Genomic DNA, 16,646 nt, shown 5'->3' on the forward strand with positions numbered 1-16,646 from the left:
GCGGGAGCAAGCAGGAGGAGAGAGACGGAGAGAGGCCGGAGCAGGGAAAGACAGACGATCGCCGGCGGCAGGAGCCCGACGCGCGGAGGCGGGCAATCACGGGAGGCGCGGGAGGCACGGGCGGCGCGGGAATCATGGGAGGCAAAGGGAGGCAATGGGAGGCAGCCGAGGCGCGGATAGCGCGCAGAGCGGGCGGAGTGGAGAAGGTGCCCTCACCTTCGCGCGGTGATCTATGCTGTGTCCGATGCGCCTCGGCGTCCTCGGCCCTGCTCAGGGTGATCTGCCCGCGCTCGCTCGCGGCGCGCAGCACCTGCTCGACGAAGGCCACGCCGAGCGGGTCATCTACGTTGCCGAGGACGACGCGCTCGACCGGGTCGTCGTGGGCTGGGCGCAGCGCCTGGTCGGCGCGGACCCCACCGAGGGCGCGCTGTTCGATCGGGCCGCTCGGTGCGCCGCCGCGACGCCGGACCAGATCGACGCCTTCGTGGCGTCCGAGCGCGCTCGGCTGCGCCTCCGGGTGCTGATGAGCCTGCCGTCGGGGCGGCGCACCATCGAGATCCTGGACGGGCGCGTCGCGCTCTTCGTGTTCGACAAGGCGGCGCTCGACGAGGAGGACATCGTGGCGGCGTCGCTCCTCGTCTTCGGCAAGAGCCCGGAGCCGCTCATCAAGAAGGTCGGCTCGCGGACGTTCTTCTCTCCGGGGCCGATCGGCTCCGACGGCGGCACGGCGCTCCTCGACGACGGGCAGGGCGGCGTGCGGATCGAGGTGATGAACGCGAGCGGCGCGGTGACGGCGCGCGAGATCGTGGGCCCGTCCGCCGCCGGCCCCAGGCTGAGGGTTCAAGGTGGCTCGCACGGTTGATGCGCCCGCCCGCGCCCCGGCCGCGCGCGCGCCCGAGGCGCGCCGCGTCGCCATCTTCGGGGGCAGCTTCAACCCGCCCCACGTCGCGCACGTCCTCGCGGCCACCTACGCGATCTCCATCGCGCCGATCGACGAGGTGCTCGTCGTCCCTGTCTACCGCCACCCCTTCTCGAAGGAGCTCGTGCCGTTCGAGCATCGTCTGGCGATGTGCCACCTCGCGCTCGGGTGGCTCCCGGGCGTGTCGGTGTCGCCCGTCGAGCGCGATCTCGGCGGCGAGAGCCTCACGCTGCGCACGCTGGAGCACCTCGCCGCGGCGCACTCGGACTGGGCGATGCGCCTGCTCGTGGGCGCCGACGTGCTCCCCGATCTACCGAGGTGGCACCGCTTCGACCGCATCGAGCAGCTCGCCCCGCCGATCGTCCTCGGCCGCTCCGGCGTCGTCGCGCCCGCCGCGGAGCGCCTCGATGCGGAGCCGGCCGATGAGCGTCCTCACCTGCGCCCCGCGGACGTGGAGCTCCCTCGGATCTCGAGCAGCGACATCCGCCGGGCGCTCGCGGCGGGCGATCTCGATGCCGTCCACCAGCGCGTGCCGCGCGCCGTGCTGGACTACGTGCTCGCGCACCGCCTTTACGGGAGCGGCCCGTGAGCGAGATGGACAGCACGCGCCCGTCGCCGGTGCACCCGGAGGACAACGCCCTCCTGGAGGTGTTCATCTATGGCGGCGGCAAGGTGGGTCGCGGGCTCGCGCGCGCGATCCGCGACGCGGGGCTACGAGTGACCCTCCGGCCGGCCCGGGACGGCCTGCCGTCGGAGCGCATCGAGGCGAACTTCGTGATCCTCGCCGTGCGCGATCGGGATATCGCGCCGTGCGCCGAGGCGCTGCGCGACCGCGGGCTCGTCGGCCACAGGGACGTCGCCGTGGTGCACTGCGCCGGCGCGCTCGGCCCGGAGGCGCTCGCGGCGGCGCGAGGCGGCCGCGTCTCGGTCGCGCAGATGCACCCGATGATCTCGTTCGCCTCGCCCTCGTTCGCGCCCTTCCTCGAGCGTGGCCAGCTCCACATCGACGGCGATCCGACCGCCGTGCGCGCCGCTCGCTCGCTCGGGGTGTGCCTCGGCATGACGCCGCGCACGTTCTCCGGCCTCGACCGCGTCGCCTACCACGCGGCTGCGGGCCTGGTCGCCAACGGCGCTGCCGCGCTCGCCGCCGCCGGCGTCGACCTGCTCGAGCGCGCGGGCATCGATCGGAGGACGGCGGCCGAGATGCTCGGCCCGCTGCTCCGCACGGTCGCAGACAACGTCGAGGTCCTCGGCGTGCCCGACGCGCTGACGGGGCCGGTGCGCCGCGGCGACGCGGCCGGCGTCGCGCGGCACCTCGAAGCGCTCTGTCGGCTCGCGCCGCACCTCGTACCGTTCTACGTCGCCGCCGCGGCGACGCAGCTCCCGCTGGCCCGCGTCCTGGGCGAAGCACCTGCGGATGCGTTCGACGCCATCCAGCGGGTCCTGGACGGAACAGAGCAATAAGACTGTAATTTTATTATGGTGAGGTAGGCGCCTCATTATATTCAACGGCGGGATCCATTGATGCGAGGTCCGGCGGAGAGGTACGCTTTTGTTGCCTTGGGATCCGTTGCCGCAGCCTGCGTTTCTTCTGTCATCACGAGCGACTCCGGGGGGTTCCGGGCGCTCGATGAGCGCGTCCGTGATGCCGCGTCGCGTGGGGTGCTCCACGTCCATGGACAGCGGTCGGTCCTGGACGCCGTTTGTTCCCACCTCGCGCGCCGCGCTCGAGGTGTGGGACGCTCGCTGATCTCGGCCGCGCACGCCGCGGATCGGGATCCCTGGCGCGATCTCGCGCTTCGCTGCGCTGTCACCTCTGCCGATCCGGCCGCGGCCGCGCAGGGCATCAGCGCCGCCGCGCAAGGCGCGATCCTGCTGGTCGCCGAGGGAGAGGCCACCAGCTGGGGGAGCCTGGTGCTGGATGAGGTCACGCGCCTCATCGCGGAGGGGTCGTGCTCCGCGCTGGTCATCGTGTGCAGCGACGGCGCGATGCGGCCCTGGACGAGCGCGCTCACGATCGACGGCATCGCGTCGCCGGACGATCTGCACCGCTTCTGGGAGGCGTTCGCGGCGGACGCGGAGCGCCGGGTCGTCGCGAAGATCGAGCGGCTCGACGCGCTGGAGGGCTGGTGCTCCGCCGTGCTGGCCGCGCCGCCCGAGCAGCGCCCCGCGCGGCAGCCGCCGAGCCGCGAGGCCGCGCGCCTGCTCGACCGGCTCGCGCTGAGCCAGCGGCCCTGGCCGTCCGCGCAGCTCCGCCAGCTCGCGGCGCGGCGCGCGGAGCCCGGGCCGGGGGACGCGGCGTGCCAGGGGGTCGCCCAGGAGCTCGCCGCCCTCGGTCTGATCGAGGTCGACGATCGAGGGTGGGTCGCCGCGCGGCGCGCGATCGTCGACCCGGCCAACGTCGACCGCGAGGATGTGTTCGCGATCGCGGAGGCGCTCGAGGAGCAGTCGTCCGACCCGTGGAGCCTCTCGCGCGCGAGCGAGCTCCTCGCCTCGCTGGGTCAGGACGACCGCGCCGAGGCCGCGGCGATGCTCGCGATCTCCTCGGTCGGCGAGCCGTCGGCGCGCGCCGATTTCTGGCAGCGCTGGGCCCGGACGATGCGGGCGCTCTCCGGCGGGAGCGCCGCGTCGGGCGAGCGGCTGCTCCGCGCGGCGACGCTCGCGCTCCGGCTCGGCGACATCGAGTTCGCCATCGACTTCTCCTCCGCGGCCCAGCGCGAGCGGGAGACGTTCGCCGCGCTGCTCGTGCGCGGCCGCGCGACGAGCGCGCGCGGCGACCTCACGACCGCCGCGATGGTGCTCTCGCGGGCGCTCTCGCTCGCCGCCACGCCCGAGGAGCGGGCGCGCGGCGCTGTGGAGATGGCGGAGCTCTGCTGCAAGACGGGCGACCTCGCGGCGGCCAAGGCGCGCGCCGAGGAAGGGCTCGCCGGCGCGGGGGAGATCGCGACGCGCCTCCAGGCGCGCAACATCCTCGGCAAGCTCCTCCTCGCGCAGCAGGCCTGGGCCGAGGCGGAGCTGCACTTCGCGGCCGACGCGTGGGAGGCGGCGTGCGCGGGCGAGCACGTGAGCGAGCTGCGCGCCCGGCTGAACCGCGCCATCGCGCTGCTCTCCAGCGGCCGCCTCGACGAGGCGCGCACGATGCTGGCCGGCGTGCTCGAGGAGGGAGAGCGGCGCGGCGAGCGCGCGGCGACCGGCTATGCGCTCACGAACCTCGCGGTCATCGCCCACCTGAAGCACGAGTACCCGGAGGCCTTGCGCCTCTTCGAGCGCGCGATCGAGATCTTCCGGAGGATCGGCGACAAGGTCGCGCTCGTGAACCTCATCACGAACCTCGCCGAGATCCGGCTACAGCTCGGGCTGATCGAGGAGGCCGAGCAGGCGCTCGCGTTCGCGCGGAAGGCCTGCGGCCACGTCATCCCTGGCGTTCGGATCACGCACGTCGCCTACGTCGCGGCGCAGATCCACCTCGAGTGCCGCCGCACGGTGGACGCCTGGTCCGAGCTCACGGCCGCCTTCGCCTACGGCGCCGGCTCGAAGCTCGGCGAGTGCTACGCGATCGCCGCGCGCATCGCGCTGCACGACGGCGACCTCCTGCAGGCCGGTCAGATGATCCAGCGGGCGCGCGCCGAGGCGACCTCCGACCGGCACCGCGCCGAGATCGCCCTCCTCGAGGCGATGTGCTCGCGCGCCGCCGGCGCGCCGTTCGGGCCGATCGCCGCGGAGGCGCTCGCGCTGTCGCGCCAGGCCCACAGCCACGAGTGCGCACTGGAGGCGCACGTGCTGCTTCACCACGCGTCGTCCGCAGGGGACCGCGCGTCGCGCGCCCCCGAGGACGAGCCCACGGCGGCGCGCTCGCACCTGGAGGCGGCGATCGACCTCCGCGATCGCATCGCCGAGTCGCTCCCGCCCGAGATCTCGCGCAAGTTCCTCGCGCGCCGGAGCTTCGCCGAGCTTGCCCGGCTGGAGGCGTGCGCGCGCAGCGCCGCCGAGGCGGAGCCGAGGGGCTGCGAGCTCTGCGGCTCCAGCGCGTGCGCCGGGTGCGCCAGGGGGGCGGCTCGCGCCCCGAGGCCGGCGAGCGTGGGCCCCGCGATCAAGCGGATGGTCGGGACGACGCCGGCGCTGCTCAGCCTCATCCACCAGATCGAGAAGGTCGGCGCGAGCGACGCGACCGTGTTGATCCACGGCGAGAGCGGCACCGGGAAGGAGCTCGTCGCCGAGGCGATCCACGAGGTGAGCGCGCGGCGCGCGGGCCCGCTGATCAAGGTCAACTGTGCCGCCCTGGTCGAGACGCTGCTGCTCTCGGAGCTGTTCGGCCACGAGAAGGGGTCGTTCACCGGCGCGGCGTCGCGCCGTCGCGGGCGCTTCGAGCTCGCCGAGGGGGGAACGCTCTTCCTCGACGAGATCGGGGACATCTCGCCGCGCACGCAGGTCGCGCTGCTCCGCGTCCTGCAGGACAAGACCTTCGAGCGGGTCGGGGGTGTCACGCCGCTGCGCGCGAACGTACGGATCCTCTGCGCGACCCACCGCGACCTGCGTGCGATGGTTGCCCGGGGCGAGTTCCGGGAAGATCTCTATTACCGGCTCCGGCAGGTCGTCCTGGAGGTCCCCGCGCTGCGCCATCGGCCGCGGGATCTGCCCGCGATCGCGGCCGCGATCCTGGAGAGGATCGGCGGCGAGCGTGGCGTGGCGCCGAAGCGCCTGTCCAGCCGGGCCATCGAGGCGCTCTCGCGGCACTCCTGGCCGGGGAACGTGCGCGAGCTCGAGAACGCCCTGCGCGCCGCGGCGATCTTCGCGGACAGCGATGTGATCGATCTCGAGGATTTCACGACGAACGTCGAAGGGCTGCGGGAGCTCGACGCCGCGGAGCTGGTGAGCGCTCCGATGACGCCGAGGGCTGGCATGCACCCTGCCTTAGAATCGTCGAGAGAATCGTCGAGAGAATCGTCGAGAGAGTCGTCCAGAGACGCGCCCAGAGAGCCGTCCAGCGGGCCACGCGCGTCGGCGCCCGATCAGGCGACGCTGGTGGCGCATCCCCCGTCGATGCCTGTGGATCGCACGCCGCTGGAGCTCGCGTACGCTCATGTCCGCGGAGGGGTCAGCCTCAGCGACATGAAGCGCGAGATCGAGCGCGAGTGCGTTGCTAGGGCGCTCGACGAAAGTCGTGGGAACATCACACGCGCCGCCGTGCTCCTGGGCATGAAACGTCCGCGGCTTTCCCAGCTTGTCAAACAGTATGGCTTTGGCGGGACTTCGGAGGATTGAAGTGATGCGAGGTTGCTGGAGGAGTTGGCTGTCGGGGGGCTTCGCGGCGCCTCTGCTGCTGGCGGGCTGCGCGATCGCGTCCCCGGAGCACGAGGAGCAGAGCGTCGAAGCGTGGAGCGATCTCGACCCGATGATCTCCGAGGAAGCGTCCGGATCGAGCGATGGCACCGACGGCGATGTCGTCGTACCCGTCACCGACTTCGTCACGCCTGCGTCGCTCCCGCCGCGCGACGTCGCGCCGCCGTCCAGCGGTGACGGCGCGCCCACGACGATCGAGGTGCGATCGCAGGAGCGCTGCAACCCGGACCCGCTCCCGTGGAGCCCCAGCAGCGCGGACAGACACGACACCGCTCCCTCCGAGAGCGACGGGACGCGCTGAGCCGCGCGCCCGGGCGGCCTGAGCGCGTCCGCGCCCCGGCGCCGCCCGGCCCCGCTCTCCGGCGCGTTTTGCGGTCGCCGCGCGGCTCGCCGCGGTAGCCTTCGCGCGTGGCGCCGCTCGGGATCGATCTCCGCACACGGACGACCCTGGTCTGCGGGGCCCTTGCCCTCGCCATCGCGGCGTCGACGCTGCTGCGAGGTCGCGTCCGCCGCGTCCACCTCTTCTTCGCTGCGTTCGCCGCCGACGTCGGGCTCTGGTACCTCTCGCAGTCGCTCTTCGGCTTCTTCCAGGCCTCGATCTGGGAGCGCTTCACGGCGATCCTCGCCGTGCTGCTCCCGCAGTTCGCGCTGCAGCTCTTCGAGGCGATGATCCCCCATGACCCGGATCGGCGCTCGCGGCTGCTCCGGTTCGCGGGGGTGCTCGTCATCCCGCTGTTCATCCTCGTGCTGGTGAGCCGGGAGCCGGGCTCGTGGCTCGACTGGCTCACGCGCGGCTGCATTTTCCTCTACGTCTTCGCGCTGCTCACCGCGGGGCTGTACACGCTCGGCCAGCGCGGCAAGCAGAGCTCCTCGCGCGCGACGCAGCGCCGCGTGCGGTTCCTCGTGGTGATCGGCGCGCTCGCCGGGCTCGCCAGCGTCGCCGACTTCGCCTGGTTCCTCGGCGCGGAGCCGCCGCCCGTGGGCGCGGCGCTCTCGATCGTGTTCCTGTTCGTCCTCGCCCAGGCCCTCCGTCACGAGCGCCTGCTCGACGCTTACGAGATGCTCGCGCGCCTGCTCGTCGCCACGGCGGTCGCGTTCCTGATCGCGCTGATCTTCTATCTCCTGCTCACGTTCATCGGCGGCTTCAACACGATGTACCTGAACGCGGTGCTCGCCGCGATCGTCATCCTGGTGCTGTTCGACCCGCTGCGGGAGCGCGTCGAGGAGCAGCTCCAGCGCGTCTTCTTGCGGGAGCGGTTCGATCTCGACCGCTCGCTCGCGGAGGCCCGGCGGCGCCTCGTGCACACGCTCGAGGTGGACGAGATGGGCTCGATCGTGATGAGCGCGCTCGAGCAGTCGCGCCGGGTCACGGCGGCGGCGCTCTACCTCCGCGATCAGGACGGGACGGGCTTCGACCGGCTCGCCTCGCTCGGGCCGCGGGTCCCCGAGCGGATCGAGGTGGCGACCGCGAGGGCGCTGCTCGATCGCCTCGACCGGGGGCCGCTCGCGATGGAGGAGCTGGAGCGGGAGGCGCGCGAGCGGCGGGCGCGCCGCAGCCAGAGCGACGCGGACGACGACGGCAACTTCGCGCGGCGGACGGAGGTGCGGCCCCAGGTCCCCGAGGACGCGGTGCTCGCGGCGGCCGAGGTGCTCGGCAGCCTCTGCTCGGGCGTGGTGCTGTGCGCGCGCGACGAGCAGGGCGAGCCGATCGGGCTCCTGGTCGTGGCGGACACGCGCGTGCGCGACGCGTTCTCTCCCGAGGAGCTGACCCTGCTCGAGACGCTCGCCGCGCAGATCGGCGTCGTCCTGGAGAACTCGCGGCTCTACGCGCAGATGAAGGAGCGCGACCGGCTCGCGCTCCTCGGCCAGATGGCGGCCGGGCTCGCGCACGAGATCAGGAACCCGCTCGGCGCGATCAAGGGGGCGGCGCAGCTGCTCGCCGATCCCGTGCCGGAAGCGCAGATCGACGCGGCGTCGCGCGAGTTCCTCGGGATCATCCTCGAGGAGGTCGATCGGCTCGATCGCGTCGTGGGCTCGGTGCTCGATCTCGCGCGGCCGGCGCAGGGCTCGGTCGTCCCGACCGACGTGAACGCGATCGTGCGCCGCACCCTGCAGGTGCTCTCGATCGAGCGCAGGAACGACCAGCTCGAGGTCGAGGTCACGCTCGATCCCGATCTCCCCCGCGTCGCCATCGATCCAGAGCAGCTGCGGCAGGTGCTGATGAACCTGTTCCGCAACGCCGTTCAGGCCATGAAGAGCCGGGGCAAGGTGGTGATCTCGACGCGCGTCCGCTTCGGCCGCGGCACGCGGCCCGGCTCGGGCTCGGACGAGCCGTTCGTCGAGCTCAACGTCACCGACAACGGCCCCGGGATCTCCCAGAAGGTGCTCGCGAACATCTTCCTGCCGTTCTTCACGACGAAGGACAAGGGGACCGGGCTCGGCCTGTCCATCAGCCAGCGCATCGCGCAGAGCGCCGGCGGCCGCATCGAGGTCCGGTCGTACGAGGGGAAGGGGAGCACCTTCGCCGTGATCCTCCCCGCCGCCGTCGACAAGCTGAGCGCGCCGCAGCCGTCGCCCGCGGCGCTGGCGCCCGCCGAGCCGGCCCCTCAGGAGCGGCCCGGCTGAAGCGGGTGACCCCGGAAGCGCCCGCGGCGTCCGGGCGCGTGCGCGCTGCGCGCGTTGCGTCGAGCGGGGCGCTCAGCCGTAGCGCGAGGTCATGAGCCGCTCGAGCGCGGGATGCTCGCGCACGAGCGCGAGCGTGTGCTCGGCGTGTCCGTGGGCGTAGCCGTTGCCGATGTAGAGGTCCACGTCCTTGCCGATCCCCTCGGCCCCCAGGGCGGCGGCGGTGAAGCTCGTGCTCATCGCGAAGAAGTACGTCTTGCCGCGATCGCGCGTGGCGACGATCGCGCTGAGCTCCACGCCTGGGACGTTCACGCACGAGAGCGTGAGGTCGGCGCCCGCGTCGCCGGTGAACGGCAGCACGGCGTCGCGCACGGCGAGGGGGTCGCGCGCGTCGAGGACCGCGACGTGGTCGCAGATCGCGAGCGAGCGCAGATCAGCGGCGAGCCCCGGCGACGCCTCGATCCCGATGACGCGCCCGGCGCGGCCGACGCAGCGCCGCGCCTCGGCCGCGCACAGGAGGCCCGATTTCCCGCCCGCGCCGAGCACCACGACGCTGTCGCGCGGGCCGGCGAGGCGCGCCACCTGAGGCGCCGCGCCGGCGACGTCGAGCAGCGCGAGGGCGAGCCGCTCGGGCATGTCGGTCGGCATCCGGGCGAGCGGCGCCGACCCGAAGAGGATCGCGGTGCCCTCGACGTCGATCTGCGCGGACGCGGGCCTCACGGCGATGACCCGGCGAAGCGAGAGCGGCGTGAGCGAGAGCGACGCGAGCGTCGCGATGCGATCGCCGACGGCGACGCCGCGGTGCTCGGCGAGCGAGCCGACCCGACGCACGACGCCGAGCAGCATGCCGCCCGAGCCGGTGACCGGGTTGTGCTGCTTGCCCCGGCGCGCCACCGTCTCGAGGACGAGCTGGGCCACGCCCTCCGGGCTGCCGCCGGAGGCCTCCTCCATCTGGCGGAAGCTCGCGGCGTCGATGTTCAGCGTCTGCACATCGACGACGATCTCGGTCTCGAAGCGGCGCGAGGCGTCGGCGTCCAGCCGCTCTGCCGGCTGCGGCATGGCCCCCGGTGGGTCGAGCACGCGGTGCGTGCCCAGCGGATCGCCTGCGGAGAGGGTGGGTCGCGTCGCTTCGGAGCTCACGTCGAGGCCGTTCAACATGCCGGGCTCGAAAGCAAGGGCAATGAGCCGAGCGACCGCAGGATTCCTCGCTGAGGCGGCCCGGCGCACCGCCCGGGGCCCGGGGGCCCCGGAAACCGGCGATGCCGGCCGTTTCGACGGAGCCAATCGCCCTCTTTCCCTCAAATTGGATACACTCGCGTGCGCCGAGTACGTTGGCCCCTACCCCCGCGGCTCGCCACTGTGGCGGCCGAGGGAGGGGGGCCGGCGCGTTGCGTCAGGATCGGACGAGCCGACTCATTTGAAAGAACAGACCGGATCTCTTGACCACCTTTGCTCGGTGAAACTAAGCTTTGCCCCCTGCTGGCGCTCTCGTAAGCGCACGAAGGTTTTTACTCCCTGCGATGGATAACCACGCTCCCAAGGTGTCGGCAACGCGGCAACTAGCGTTGCGCTTCATCTCCGGGAAGTACCAAGGCGGCGAATTCCCCCTCGGGGAGCAGCAGGAGATCGTCGTGGGTCGCTCCAGCGACCTCGACATGGTCCTCGTCGAGGACATGGTCTCCCGGCGCCATGCCCGGATTGCCTGCACCGAACAGTCGATTGTGATCGAGGATCTCGGCTCGACGAACGGAACGTTCGTCAACGGCGAGAAGATCAAGAAGACGACCCTGAAGGAGGGCGATCGGGTGCTCATCGGCACCAGCATCCTCAAGGTCGTCTCCACCGACCCGGGCGCGCCGCCGGCGCGGAAACGGATGGACGAGCCATCGCTGAGGAGCGGTCAGACCCGGTCGATGTCCGGGTCGATCGACGAGATCCCGCTCCCGGATCTGCTGCAGCTCTTCGGCACATCGAAGAAGAGCGGCGTCCTCGTGGTCCGCTCCGACGACGACGTCGGCAAGATCTACCTGCGCAAGGGCATCGTGACCTTTGCGACCATCAACGATCTGACCGACGTCCCGCCGCTGAAGAGCGTCTACCGGATCCTCACCTGGGCCGGCGGGACGTTCGACCTCGAGGCGGCCGAGGAGCGGGTCATGACCGGCGAGATCAGCGCGACGGTGCAGGAGCTCCTCATGGAGGGGCTCCGGCAGATCGACGAGCTGAACAACATCCGCCACCAGCTCCCGGACCTGTCGGCGCGCCTGGTCATCCCCCAGCCGCTCAAGCCGCAGCTCCGCGATCTCTCGCCCGTCGATCTCGACGTCCTCCAGGTCGTCTACAACCACGGGCACCTCGCGATGGTCCTCAACAAGAGCCCCGCGACGGATCTGGAGACCGCGCAGTCCGTGTTGAAGATGATCAACGCGGGCTACCTCCGCGCTGAGTGAGCCTGGCGGGAGCGCACGGCGTCGCGAGGCCGCGCAAGGCGGCCGATCGCGGCGGCGCGCGCAGCGCTCGGCTGAACCGAGCTCGATAGGTCAGGGGAGCGCGGTCGACAGCGCGTCCTCGCGCGCCGCGCTCCCGAGGGCGCGGCGCGCCGGGCGGCAGCGCGGTGTCAGGACTGCGACGTGCCGCGCTTCGCGGGGTCGGTCGCCTTGCTCGCGAGGCGGAGCGACACGGCGCGGGCGTGCGCCTGCAGGCCCTCGGCCAAGGCCAGCTTCTCGATGATCGGGCCTTGCGTCCGGAGCGCCGCGCTCGAGTACCGGATGAGGCTCGCGCGCGTCACGAAGTCGTAGACCCCGAGCGGCGCACCGAAGCGCGCTGAGCCGCCGGTCGGGAGGACGTGGGACGGCCCCGCGAGGTAGTCGCCCGCGGCGACCGGGGTGAGGTCGCCGAGCAACGCGGCGCCGAGCGTGCCGATCTCCGAGAACAACCCCTCGGCGTCGGTGACGTGGAAGGCCACGTGCTCGACCGCGAGCTGGTCGGCGATCTCGGCGAGGCGGGCGCGCGAGCCGACGACCAGCGCCGCCGCGTGCGTCGAGAGCGACGCCTGCACGATCGTGCGACGCGTGAGCTCGGGGAGCGCCGCGTCGAGCTCGCGCGCGACCGCCTCCGCCAGCTTCGCGGAGGTGGTCGCGAGCAGGGCGTAGGACGCCTCGTCATGCTCGGCCTGCGAGAGGAGATCGGCGGCGACGAGCCGGGGATCCGCGGATTCGTCGGCGAGCGCGAGGATCTCGCTCGGCCCGGTGATGCCGTCGATCGACACATCCCCGAAGACGAGCTTCTTCGCGCAGGCGACGTACGCGTTGCCGGGCCCCACGATCTTGTCGACCGGCGCGAGCTCCGGGAGCCCGTAGGCCATGGCCGCGATCGCCTGCGCGCCGCCCGAGTCGAGCAGGGTCGTCACGCCGGAGAGGTGCGCGGCGGCGAGCGTGGCGTCGTCGGCCGACGGGCTCGCGAGGACGATCTCCCGCACGCCGGCGATGCGCGCGGGGATGGCCGACATGAGCACGCTGGAGGGGTAGCGGGCCTTGCCGCCCGGCGCGTAGACGCCGACCCGGCGCAGCGGGCGCACGCGCATGCCCAGCAGGACGCCCTCCTCCTCGTAGCTGAAGCCGGCCTGCAGCGCGGGGCCGTTCGCCGCCACGTTCGCGGGGCCGAGATCGCCCGCGTCGCGCTGCCGCTCATGGTAACGCGCGATCCTCGCTGCCGCGGTCTCGAGCGCGGCGCGGACCTCCGGCGAGAGCCTCGCGAGCGCCTCGGCTCCGCCGAATCCGCCCTCCGCCTCGGGGCCTGCGTGGCGGACGAGCGCCTTCGACGTCCTCCGCTCGAACTTCTCGATGTACCCGAGCACGGCGGACGTCCCCCCGCGCCGCACGTTGTCGATGATCTCGGTCACGGCCGGCGTGACGTTCGCGAGGTCGCCCGTGCCGCGGGTGCGCAGGGCTGACAGGGTGGACTCGAACTGAGGCGAACCTTCGATGTAGATGGGCAGCATGGCTTGATATGGACCGGCGCGGTGGAATCTCCGCGTGGGTGGCGACACCCCGTACCACACCACCCCGGCCGCCGGTATGTCGGCCGCGCGGCTGCGACCGCGGCGCGCGCCGCGGTCGCGGCAGCGCATCGCGGCGGCTGCCGCGCGTCGCTCCCCGAGTTCCCCGGCCTGAGCGGATCGAGTAGGGTCGCCCGATGCGGTCCGGCTCGTTTGGTCTCGCCTCCACCGCGCTCTCGGTCGTGCTCCTCGCGCTGGCGCCTGCCGTGCTCGTCGGTTGCCCGGAGAACTCCTGCTTCCTCAAGATCTGCCAGGGCAGCAGCTGCCGCTGCTCGATCTCGTCGTGCAGCGACGGCGCCGGCTTCGACACGAAGCAGAACCGCTGCCGATGCCTGAAGGGCTACCTCTCGGTCGCGGGCCAGTGCCTCACGCCCCAGGCGGCGAACGCCTACTGCGGCGTGGGTCGCCACTACGAGGCCGGCGGGTGCGCTCCTGATCGCTGCCGGCCCGGCGACGAGATCGACCAGAGCACGGGCTACTGTGTGTCGCGCGAGCAGGTGGCGACCAACATCGGCGTCGCGGTCGGCGCCGGGCAGAAGCTCGGGTGCCCACCTGGCCAGGAGCTCATCGTCGACGGTCCGACCGCCGCGTGCGTACCGCTCTCGCAGACCTGCGCGCGCGACGAGGTCTGGACCGGCCAGGCGTGCGCGAAGGTAGGGCGCTGCCCAACGGGCGCGATGTGGGATCCCGCGCTCGCCCAGTGCGTGCAGTACGCGCAGGGCTCGGGTGAGAGCGGGCTCACGGTCAACGTCGGGCAGTGGGCGTCGGCGAACTACGGGCCCGACGGTGGCATGGGCACGAGCGGCTTCTGCGGCGCTTTCGCGAAGAAGCCGTACAGCTTCGGGATCGTCGAGGGGGCCTCGGCCTACGTCCGCGCCACGGTGATGATGTCCTTCCCGGAGGGCGAGATCGCCCGCGGCGTCGTGCAGGCGGTGACGGTGTTCGACGCGAGCGGGAACCCGGTGCCGCCGCGCGGCGCCGCGGAGGTCGATGCGGCGGCGCGCAACATCTTCGGCACGCTCGTCCTGGGTGGCGGGCGGGCGAGCGCGCCGACCTCGTCGACGACCGTCCGCTGCGCGGTCATCCACGCCGGAAAGCCGCAGCCGGTGCCCGCGGTCGGCGGATTGTAGCGCGGCGTGCCGCGCTACAGCCGCGACAGCGTGCTCACGACGCGCGTGGCGGGGAGGGCGCTGAGGCCGACGCAGCTGACGACCTTGCCGCGCTCCACCACGAAGTTGCTCGTCGAGGGCTCGATCTTCGCGAACTCGACGCTCAGGCGGGCCCCGTCGAAGCTCGCGCGCAGGGGGTGGCCCTCCACCGCGCTGCGGACGTCCTGGCAGGTGCCCCTGGAGCGGGCCGGATCGAACTTGCGCGACTCGGGGGCGATGAAGCGGAGCCGGTCCTCGACGGCGAACACCCCGGTCTCGCCGGGGATCTCGCGCAGCGAGAAGCGGGCCTCGCCCTCGGCATAGTCCTGCGGCGCGAACTGCTCCGGGCGGCGGACCCGGAACTCGAGCGACTCGCCGGCAAGGACGGCCTCGAGCTCGCGCCCGTTGCCGACCCACAGCCCGATCAGGCTGGCGAGCGGCGACGGCTGCGGCTGCGGCTGCTCCGCGCTCGCCGCCGGGGTGGTGCTGCTCGCGCTGGCCGCCGGGCGCTGCTCCCTCGACGAGACGGCCCGGCGGCGACCATCGCGCGGCCTGTCGAGCACGCCCAGCCCGAGCAGCGCGGCGGCCCCGCCGAACATCACGAGGGCCCCGGCGCCGATCGCGAGCCACGAGCCACGCGCGCGCTGCGACCCCGCAGGCCCGCTGGCCAGCGCAGCGCCCGACGGCGACCGCAGCCCCTCGCGGACCTCGTCGACCGTCGTGGCCGCGGGCGGCGGCGGGCGGCTCGACGCGCCGAGCGGCGCGGCGGCCGCGGCAGGCGCAGGGTGGGCGATCGCGTCGACCGCGGCGAGCAGCTCCTCGCAGCTGGCAAAGCGATCCGCCCGTTCCTTGGCGCACGCCTTCTGGAGGAAGGCGTCGAGCGCCGGAGGGACGTCGTGACGCACGGCGCTGACCAGGGGGAGCGGCACCTCCGCGTGCTGCCGCATGATCTCGATGTCGCTCTCGGCGTCGAACGGCACCTGCCCTACCAGCATCTCGTAGAGCACGACGCCCAGCGCGTAGATGTCCACCCGCTTGTCGAGGTCGCGGCGCCCGAGGACCTGCTCCGGCGACATGTAATAGAGCGAGCCGATGATCCCCTTGGTCAGCCCGCGCCCCGCGAGCGCGTCCGCCTCGGCCTTGGCGATGCCGAAGTCGGTGACCTTCGCGACGCCGTCCTTGCCGCGGATGAGTACGTTCGCCGGCTTGAGATCGCGGTGGATCACGCCCTCGCGGTGCGCGGCCGCGATGCCGGAGGCGATCTGGCGGAAGATCGAGAGCGCCTCGGGCAGGGGCATCCGCCGGCGCTCCTCGGCGTACCTGGCGAGCGTCTGCTCGAGGCTCTCGCCGTCGATGTACTGCATGACGAGCCAGAGGTCGTCTCGCTCCGCCACCACCGCCTTCAGGTGGACGACGTTCGGATGATCGATCTGCGCGAGCGCGCGGCCCTCGGCGAGCGTCCGCGCGCGCACATCCGGCCGGTGCCCGAGCTCCTGGCGCACCGCCTTCAGCACCACGTGCAGGCCGGTGTGGACGTCCCGAGCGAGGTAGACGACGCCCATGCCGCCCTCGCCGAGCACCCGCTCGACCACGTACTTCTGATCGACGAGCGTCCCCGCCGGCAGGTGGCCGCCCGGCGCGCGCCGCGGCAGCGAGCCCGCCAGCGGCGCGGGGACGATGTGAGGCGCGTGGACGTTGGCTGCGGGCCCGTTCGCGCCGCCGGCCGCGAGGGCCGAGAGGCGGGCCCTGTGCGCCGGATCCTCGGGCACCAGCGCGCCCAGCAGCGGCTGCCCAGGGACGGTCGTCCGCGGGCCGGGCGCAGGAGGCGCCGAGGTCGCCGCGCCGACGCCCGCCTCCTTCGCGGTCAGCGACGCGCCGCACGCCACACAGAACCGGGCGGAGCCGGGGTTCTCGGCGTTGCATACGAGGCACCTGGCCATGGCGCGGTCAGCTCGATCCGCGGCGCGCCCGGCGAGCAGCGCGCCGTGGAGGTTACGTCAGGTCCAGTGGCCCGCGCGGAGCGCCGCGGCGTCGATGGTCTTGATCTTCGGCGCGAGCGCCTCGCGGAAGATGGCCTCGTCGTCGTCGTCGAGGCCGCTCTCTCCGAAGCCGGACGCGACCTCCATCGAGGTAGCGAGGATGCGCAGGAACTGCTGGAAGCTCGACGCGCAGAGCTCTGGCTTGAGCGACTCGATCCCTGTCATACAGGTGAACACAGGGCAGTCCCCCTCGGCGTCGAGCTTCGAGATGTCGAGGAAATAGGGATCTCCCAGCAGGGCGCTGCGAGCGATGAGGATCCAGCTCTTGCGCCAGCCTGCGAGGGAGCTGTCGCCGCCGTTCGCCTGCTGCTCGGCCGCGAGCTTCTCGGAGGGGATGAGGCGTACACGCTCAACCGGGGTCACCGTCTCGACGTCGAGCGGGTCGGCCTCCTGCAGGAAAGCGCGGTACCTCGCGGGCACCCGCAGCGTCTTGCGCAGCTCTTCCACCGCCGCTGGAGCCGCCTTTCCGAACCTCGCAGGGATGCCTCTTCGGACAAAGGCATCCTTGAGCGCCGTAACCG

General features: G+C 72.7%; 12 protein-coding genes. 8 read left to right on the top strand and 4 right to left on the bottom strand.

Translation table 11 applies throughout. The features are described from left to right. Positions 1–244: 244 nt before the first annotated feature. The 6 genes from WMF39_RS13430 to WMF39_RS13455 all read left to right on the top strand — a co-directional run bounded on the left by WMF39_RS13430 (position 245) and on the right by WMF39_RS13455 (position 8,884). A complete protein-coding gene (locus WMF39_RS13430; protein WP_231864811.1) occupies positions 245–862 on the top strand; it encodes a hypothetical protein in 618 nt (205 codons plus the stop codon). Further along, positions 846–1,508: a nicotinate (nicotinamide) nucleotide adenylyltransferase gene (gene nadD, locus WMF39_RS13435; protein ID WP_437745911.1), complete on the top strand. Its 663-nt coding sequence runs from the start codon at positions 846–848 to the stop codon at positions 1,506–1,508. Before WMF39_RS13430 ends, nadD begins: the two co-directional genes overlap by 17 nt. Positions 1,509–1,513: 5 nt before the next feature. Further along, entirely contained in the window at positions 1,514–2,383 is an 870-nt protein-coding gene (locus WMF39_RS13440; RefSeq protein WP_437747975.1) for a DUF2520 domain-containing protein, read from the top strand. A gap of 270 nt (positions 2,384–2,653) precedes the next feature. Next, complete coding sequence (locus WMF39_RS13445) at positions 2,654–6,181, top strand: sigma 54-interacting transcriptional regulator (protein WP_437745912.1); 3,528 nt, start codon at positions 2,654–2,656, stop codon at positions 6,179–6,181. A gap of 4 nt (positions 6,182–6,185) precedes the next feature. Then, positions 6,186–6,560, top strand: a complete 375-nt coding sequence (locus tag WMF39_RS13450) for a hypothetical protein (RefSeq protein ID WP_437745913.1) — start codon at positions 6,186–6,188, stop codon at positions 6,558–6,560. 107 nt (positions 6,561–6,667) lie between these two features. Further along, entirely contained in the window at positions 6,668–8,884 is a 2,217-nt protein-coding gene (locus tag WMF39_RS13455) for an ATP-binding protein (protein ID WP_437745914.1), read from the top strand. 72 nt (positions 8,885–8,956) lie between these two features. Here WMF39_RS13455 and WMF39_RS13460 read toward each other — a convergent pair whose 3' ends face one another. Further along, entirely contained in the window at positions 8,957–10,039 is a 1,083-nt protein-coding gene (locus tag WMF39_RS13460; RefSeq protein ID WP_437745915.1) for an L-erythro-3,5-diaminohexanoate dehydrogenase, read from the bottom strand. A 362-nt stretch (positions 10,040–10,401) separates the two neighbouring features. Between WMF39_RS13460 and WMF39_RS13465 the strand changes: the two genes are divergently transcribed. Beyond that, complete coding sequence (locus WMF39_RS13465) at positions 10,402–11,331, top strand: DUF4388 domain-containing protein (protein ID WP_272103306.1); 930 nt, start codon at positions 10,402–10,404, stop codon at positions 11,329–11,331. A 167-nt stretch (positions 11,332–11,498) separates the two neighbouring features. Here WMF39_RS13465 and hisD read toward each other — a convergent pair whose 3' ends face one another. Further along, positions 11,499–12,881, bottom strand: coding sequence for a histidinol dehydrogenase (hisD, locus tag WMF39_RS13470; protein WP_437745916.1), 1,383 nt, complete (start codon positions 12,879–12,881; stop codon positions 11,499–11,501). A gap of 194 nt (positions 12,882–13,075) precedes the next feature. Between hisD and WMF39_RS13475 the strand changes: the two genes are divergently transcribed. Then, a complete protein-coding gene (locus tag WMF39_RS13475) occupies positions 13,076–14,068 on the top strand; it encodes a hypothetical protein (protein ID WP_437745917.1) in 993 nt (330 codons plus the stop codon). A 14-nt stretch (positions 14,069–14,082) separates the two neighbouring features. Here WMF39_RS13475 and WMF39_RS13480 read toward each other — a convergent pair whose 3' ends face one another. Both WMF39_RS13480 and WMF39_RS13485 read right to left on the bottom strand, forming a co-directional pair. Then, positions 14,083–16,026, bottom strand: a complete 1,944-nt coding sequence (locus WMF39_RS13480; protein WP_437745918.1) for a protein kinase domain-containing protein — start codon at positions 16,024–16,026, stop codon at positions 14,083–14,085. A gap of 57 nt (positions 16,027–16,083) precedes the next feature. After that, entirely contained in the window at positions 16,084–16,572 is a 489-nt protein-coding gene (locus WMF39_RS13485; protein WP_437745919.1) for an SMI1/KNR4 family protein, read from the bottom strand. Positions 16,573–16,646 lie beyond the last annotated feature (74 nt).

The sequence above is a fragment of the Sorangium sp. So ce1504 genome (assembly GCF_051521635.1).
In the GTDB taxonomy this organism is placed as follows: domain Bacteria; phylum Myxococcota_A; class Polyangia; order Polyangiales; family Polyangiaceae; genus Sorangium; species Sorangium cellulosum_B.

What these genes read in the sequence shown, in the direction of transcription:
- WMF39_RS13460 (WP_437745915.1), bottom strand. Translation starts at nt 10,039, where the DNA reads ATGTTGAACGGCCTCGACGTGAGCTCCGAAGCGACGCGACCCACCCTC.
- WMF39_RS13450 (WP_437745913.1), top strand. Translation starts at nt 6,186, where the DNA reads ATGCGAGGTTGCTGGAGGAGTTGGCTGTCGGGGGGCTTCGCGGCGCCT.
- WMF39_RS13465 (WP_272103306.1), top strand. Translation starts at nt 10,402, where the DNA reads ATGGATAACCACGCTCCCAAGGTGTCGGCAACGCGGCAACTAGCGTTG.
- hisD (WP_437745916.1), bottom strand. Translation starts at nt 12,881, where the DNA reads ATGCTGCCCATCTACATCGAAGGTTCGCCTCAGTTCGAGTCCACCCTG.
- WMF39_RS13430 (WP_231864811.1), top strand. Translation starts at nt 245, where the DNA reads ATGCGCCTCGGCGTCCTCGGCCCTGCTCAGGGTGATCTGCCCGCGCTC.
- WMF39_RS13480 (WP_437745918.1), bottom strand. Translation starts at nt 16,026, where the DNA reads ATGGCCAGGTGCCTCGTATGCAACGCCGAGAACCCCGGCTCCGCCCGG.
- WMF39_RS13440 (WP_437747975.1), top strand. Translation starts at nt 1,514, where the DNA reads ATGGACAGCACGCGCCCGTCGCCGGTGCACCCGGAGGACAACGCCCTC.
- WMF39_RS13475 (WP_437745917.1), top strand. Translation starts at nt 13,076, where the DNA reads ATGCGGTCCGGCTCGTTTGGTCTCGCCTCCACCGCGCTCTCGGTCGTG.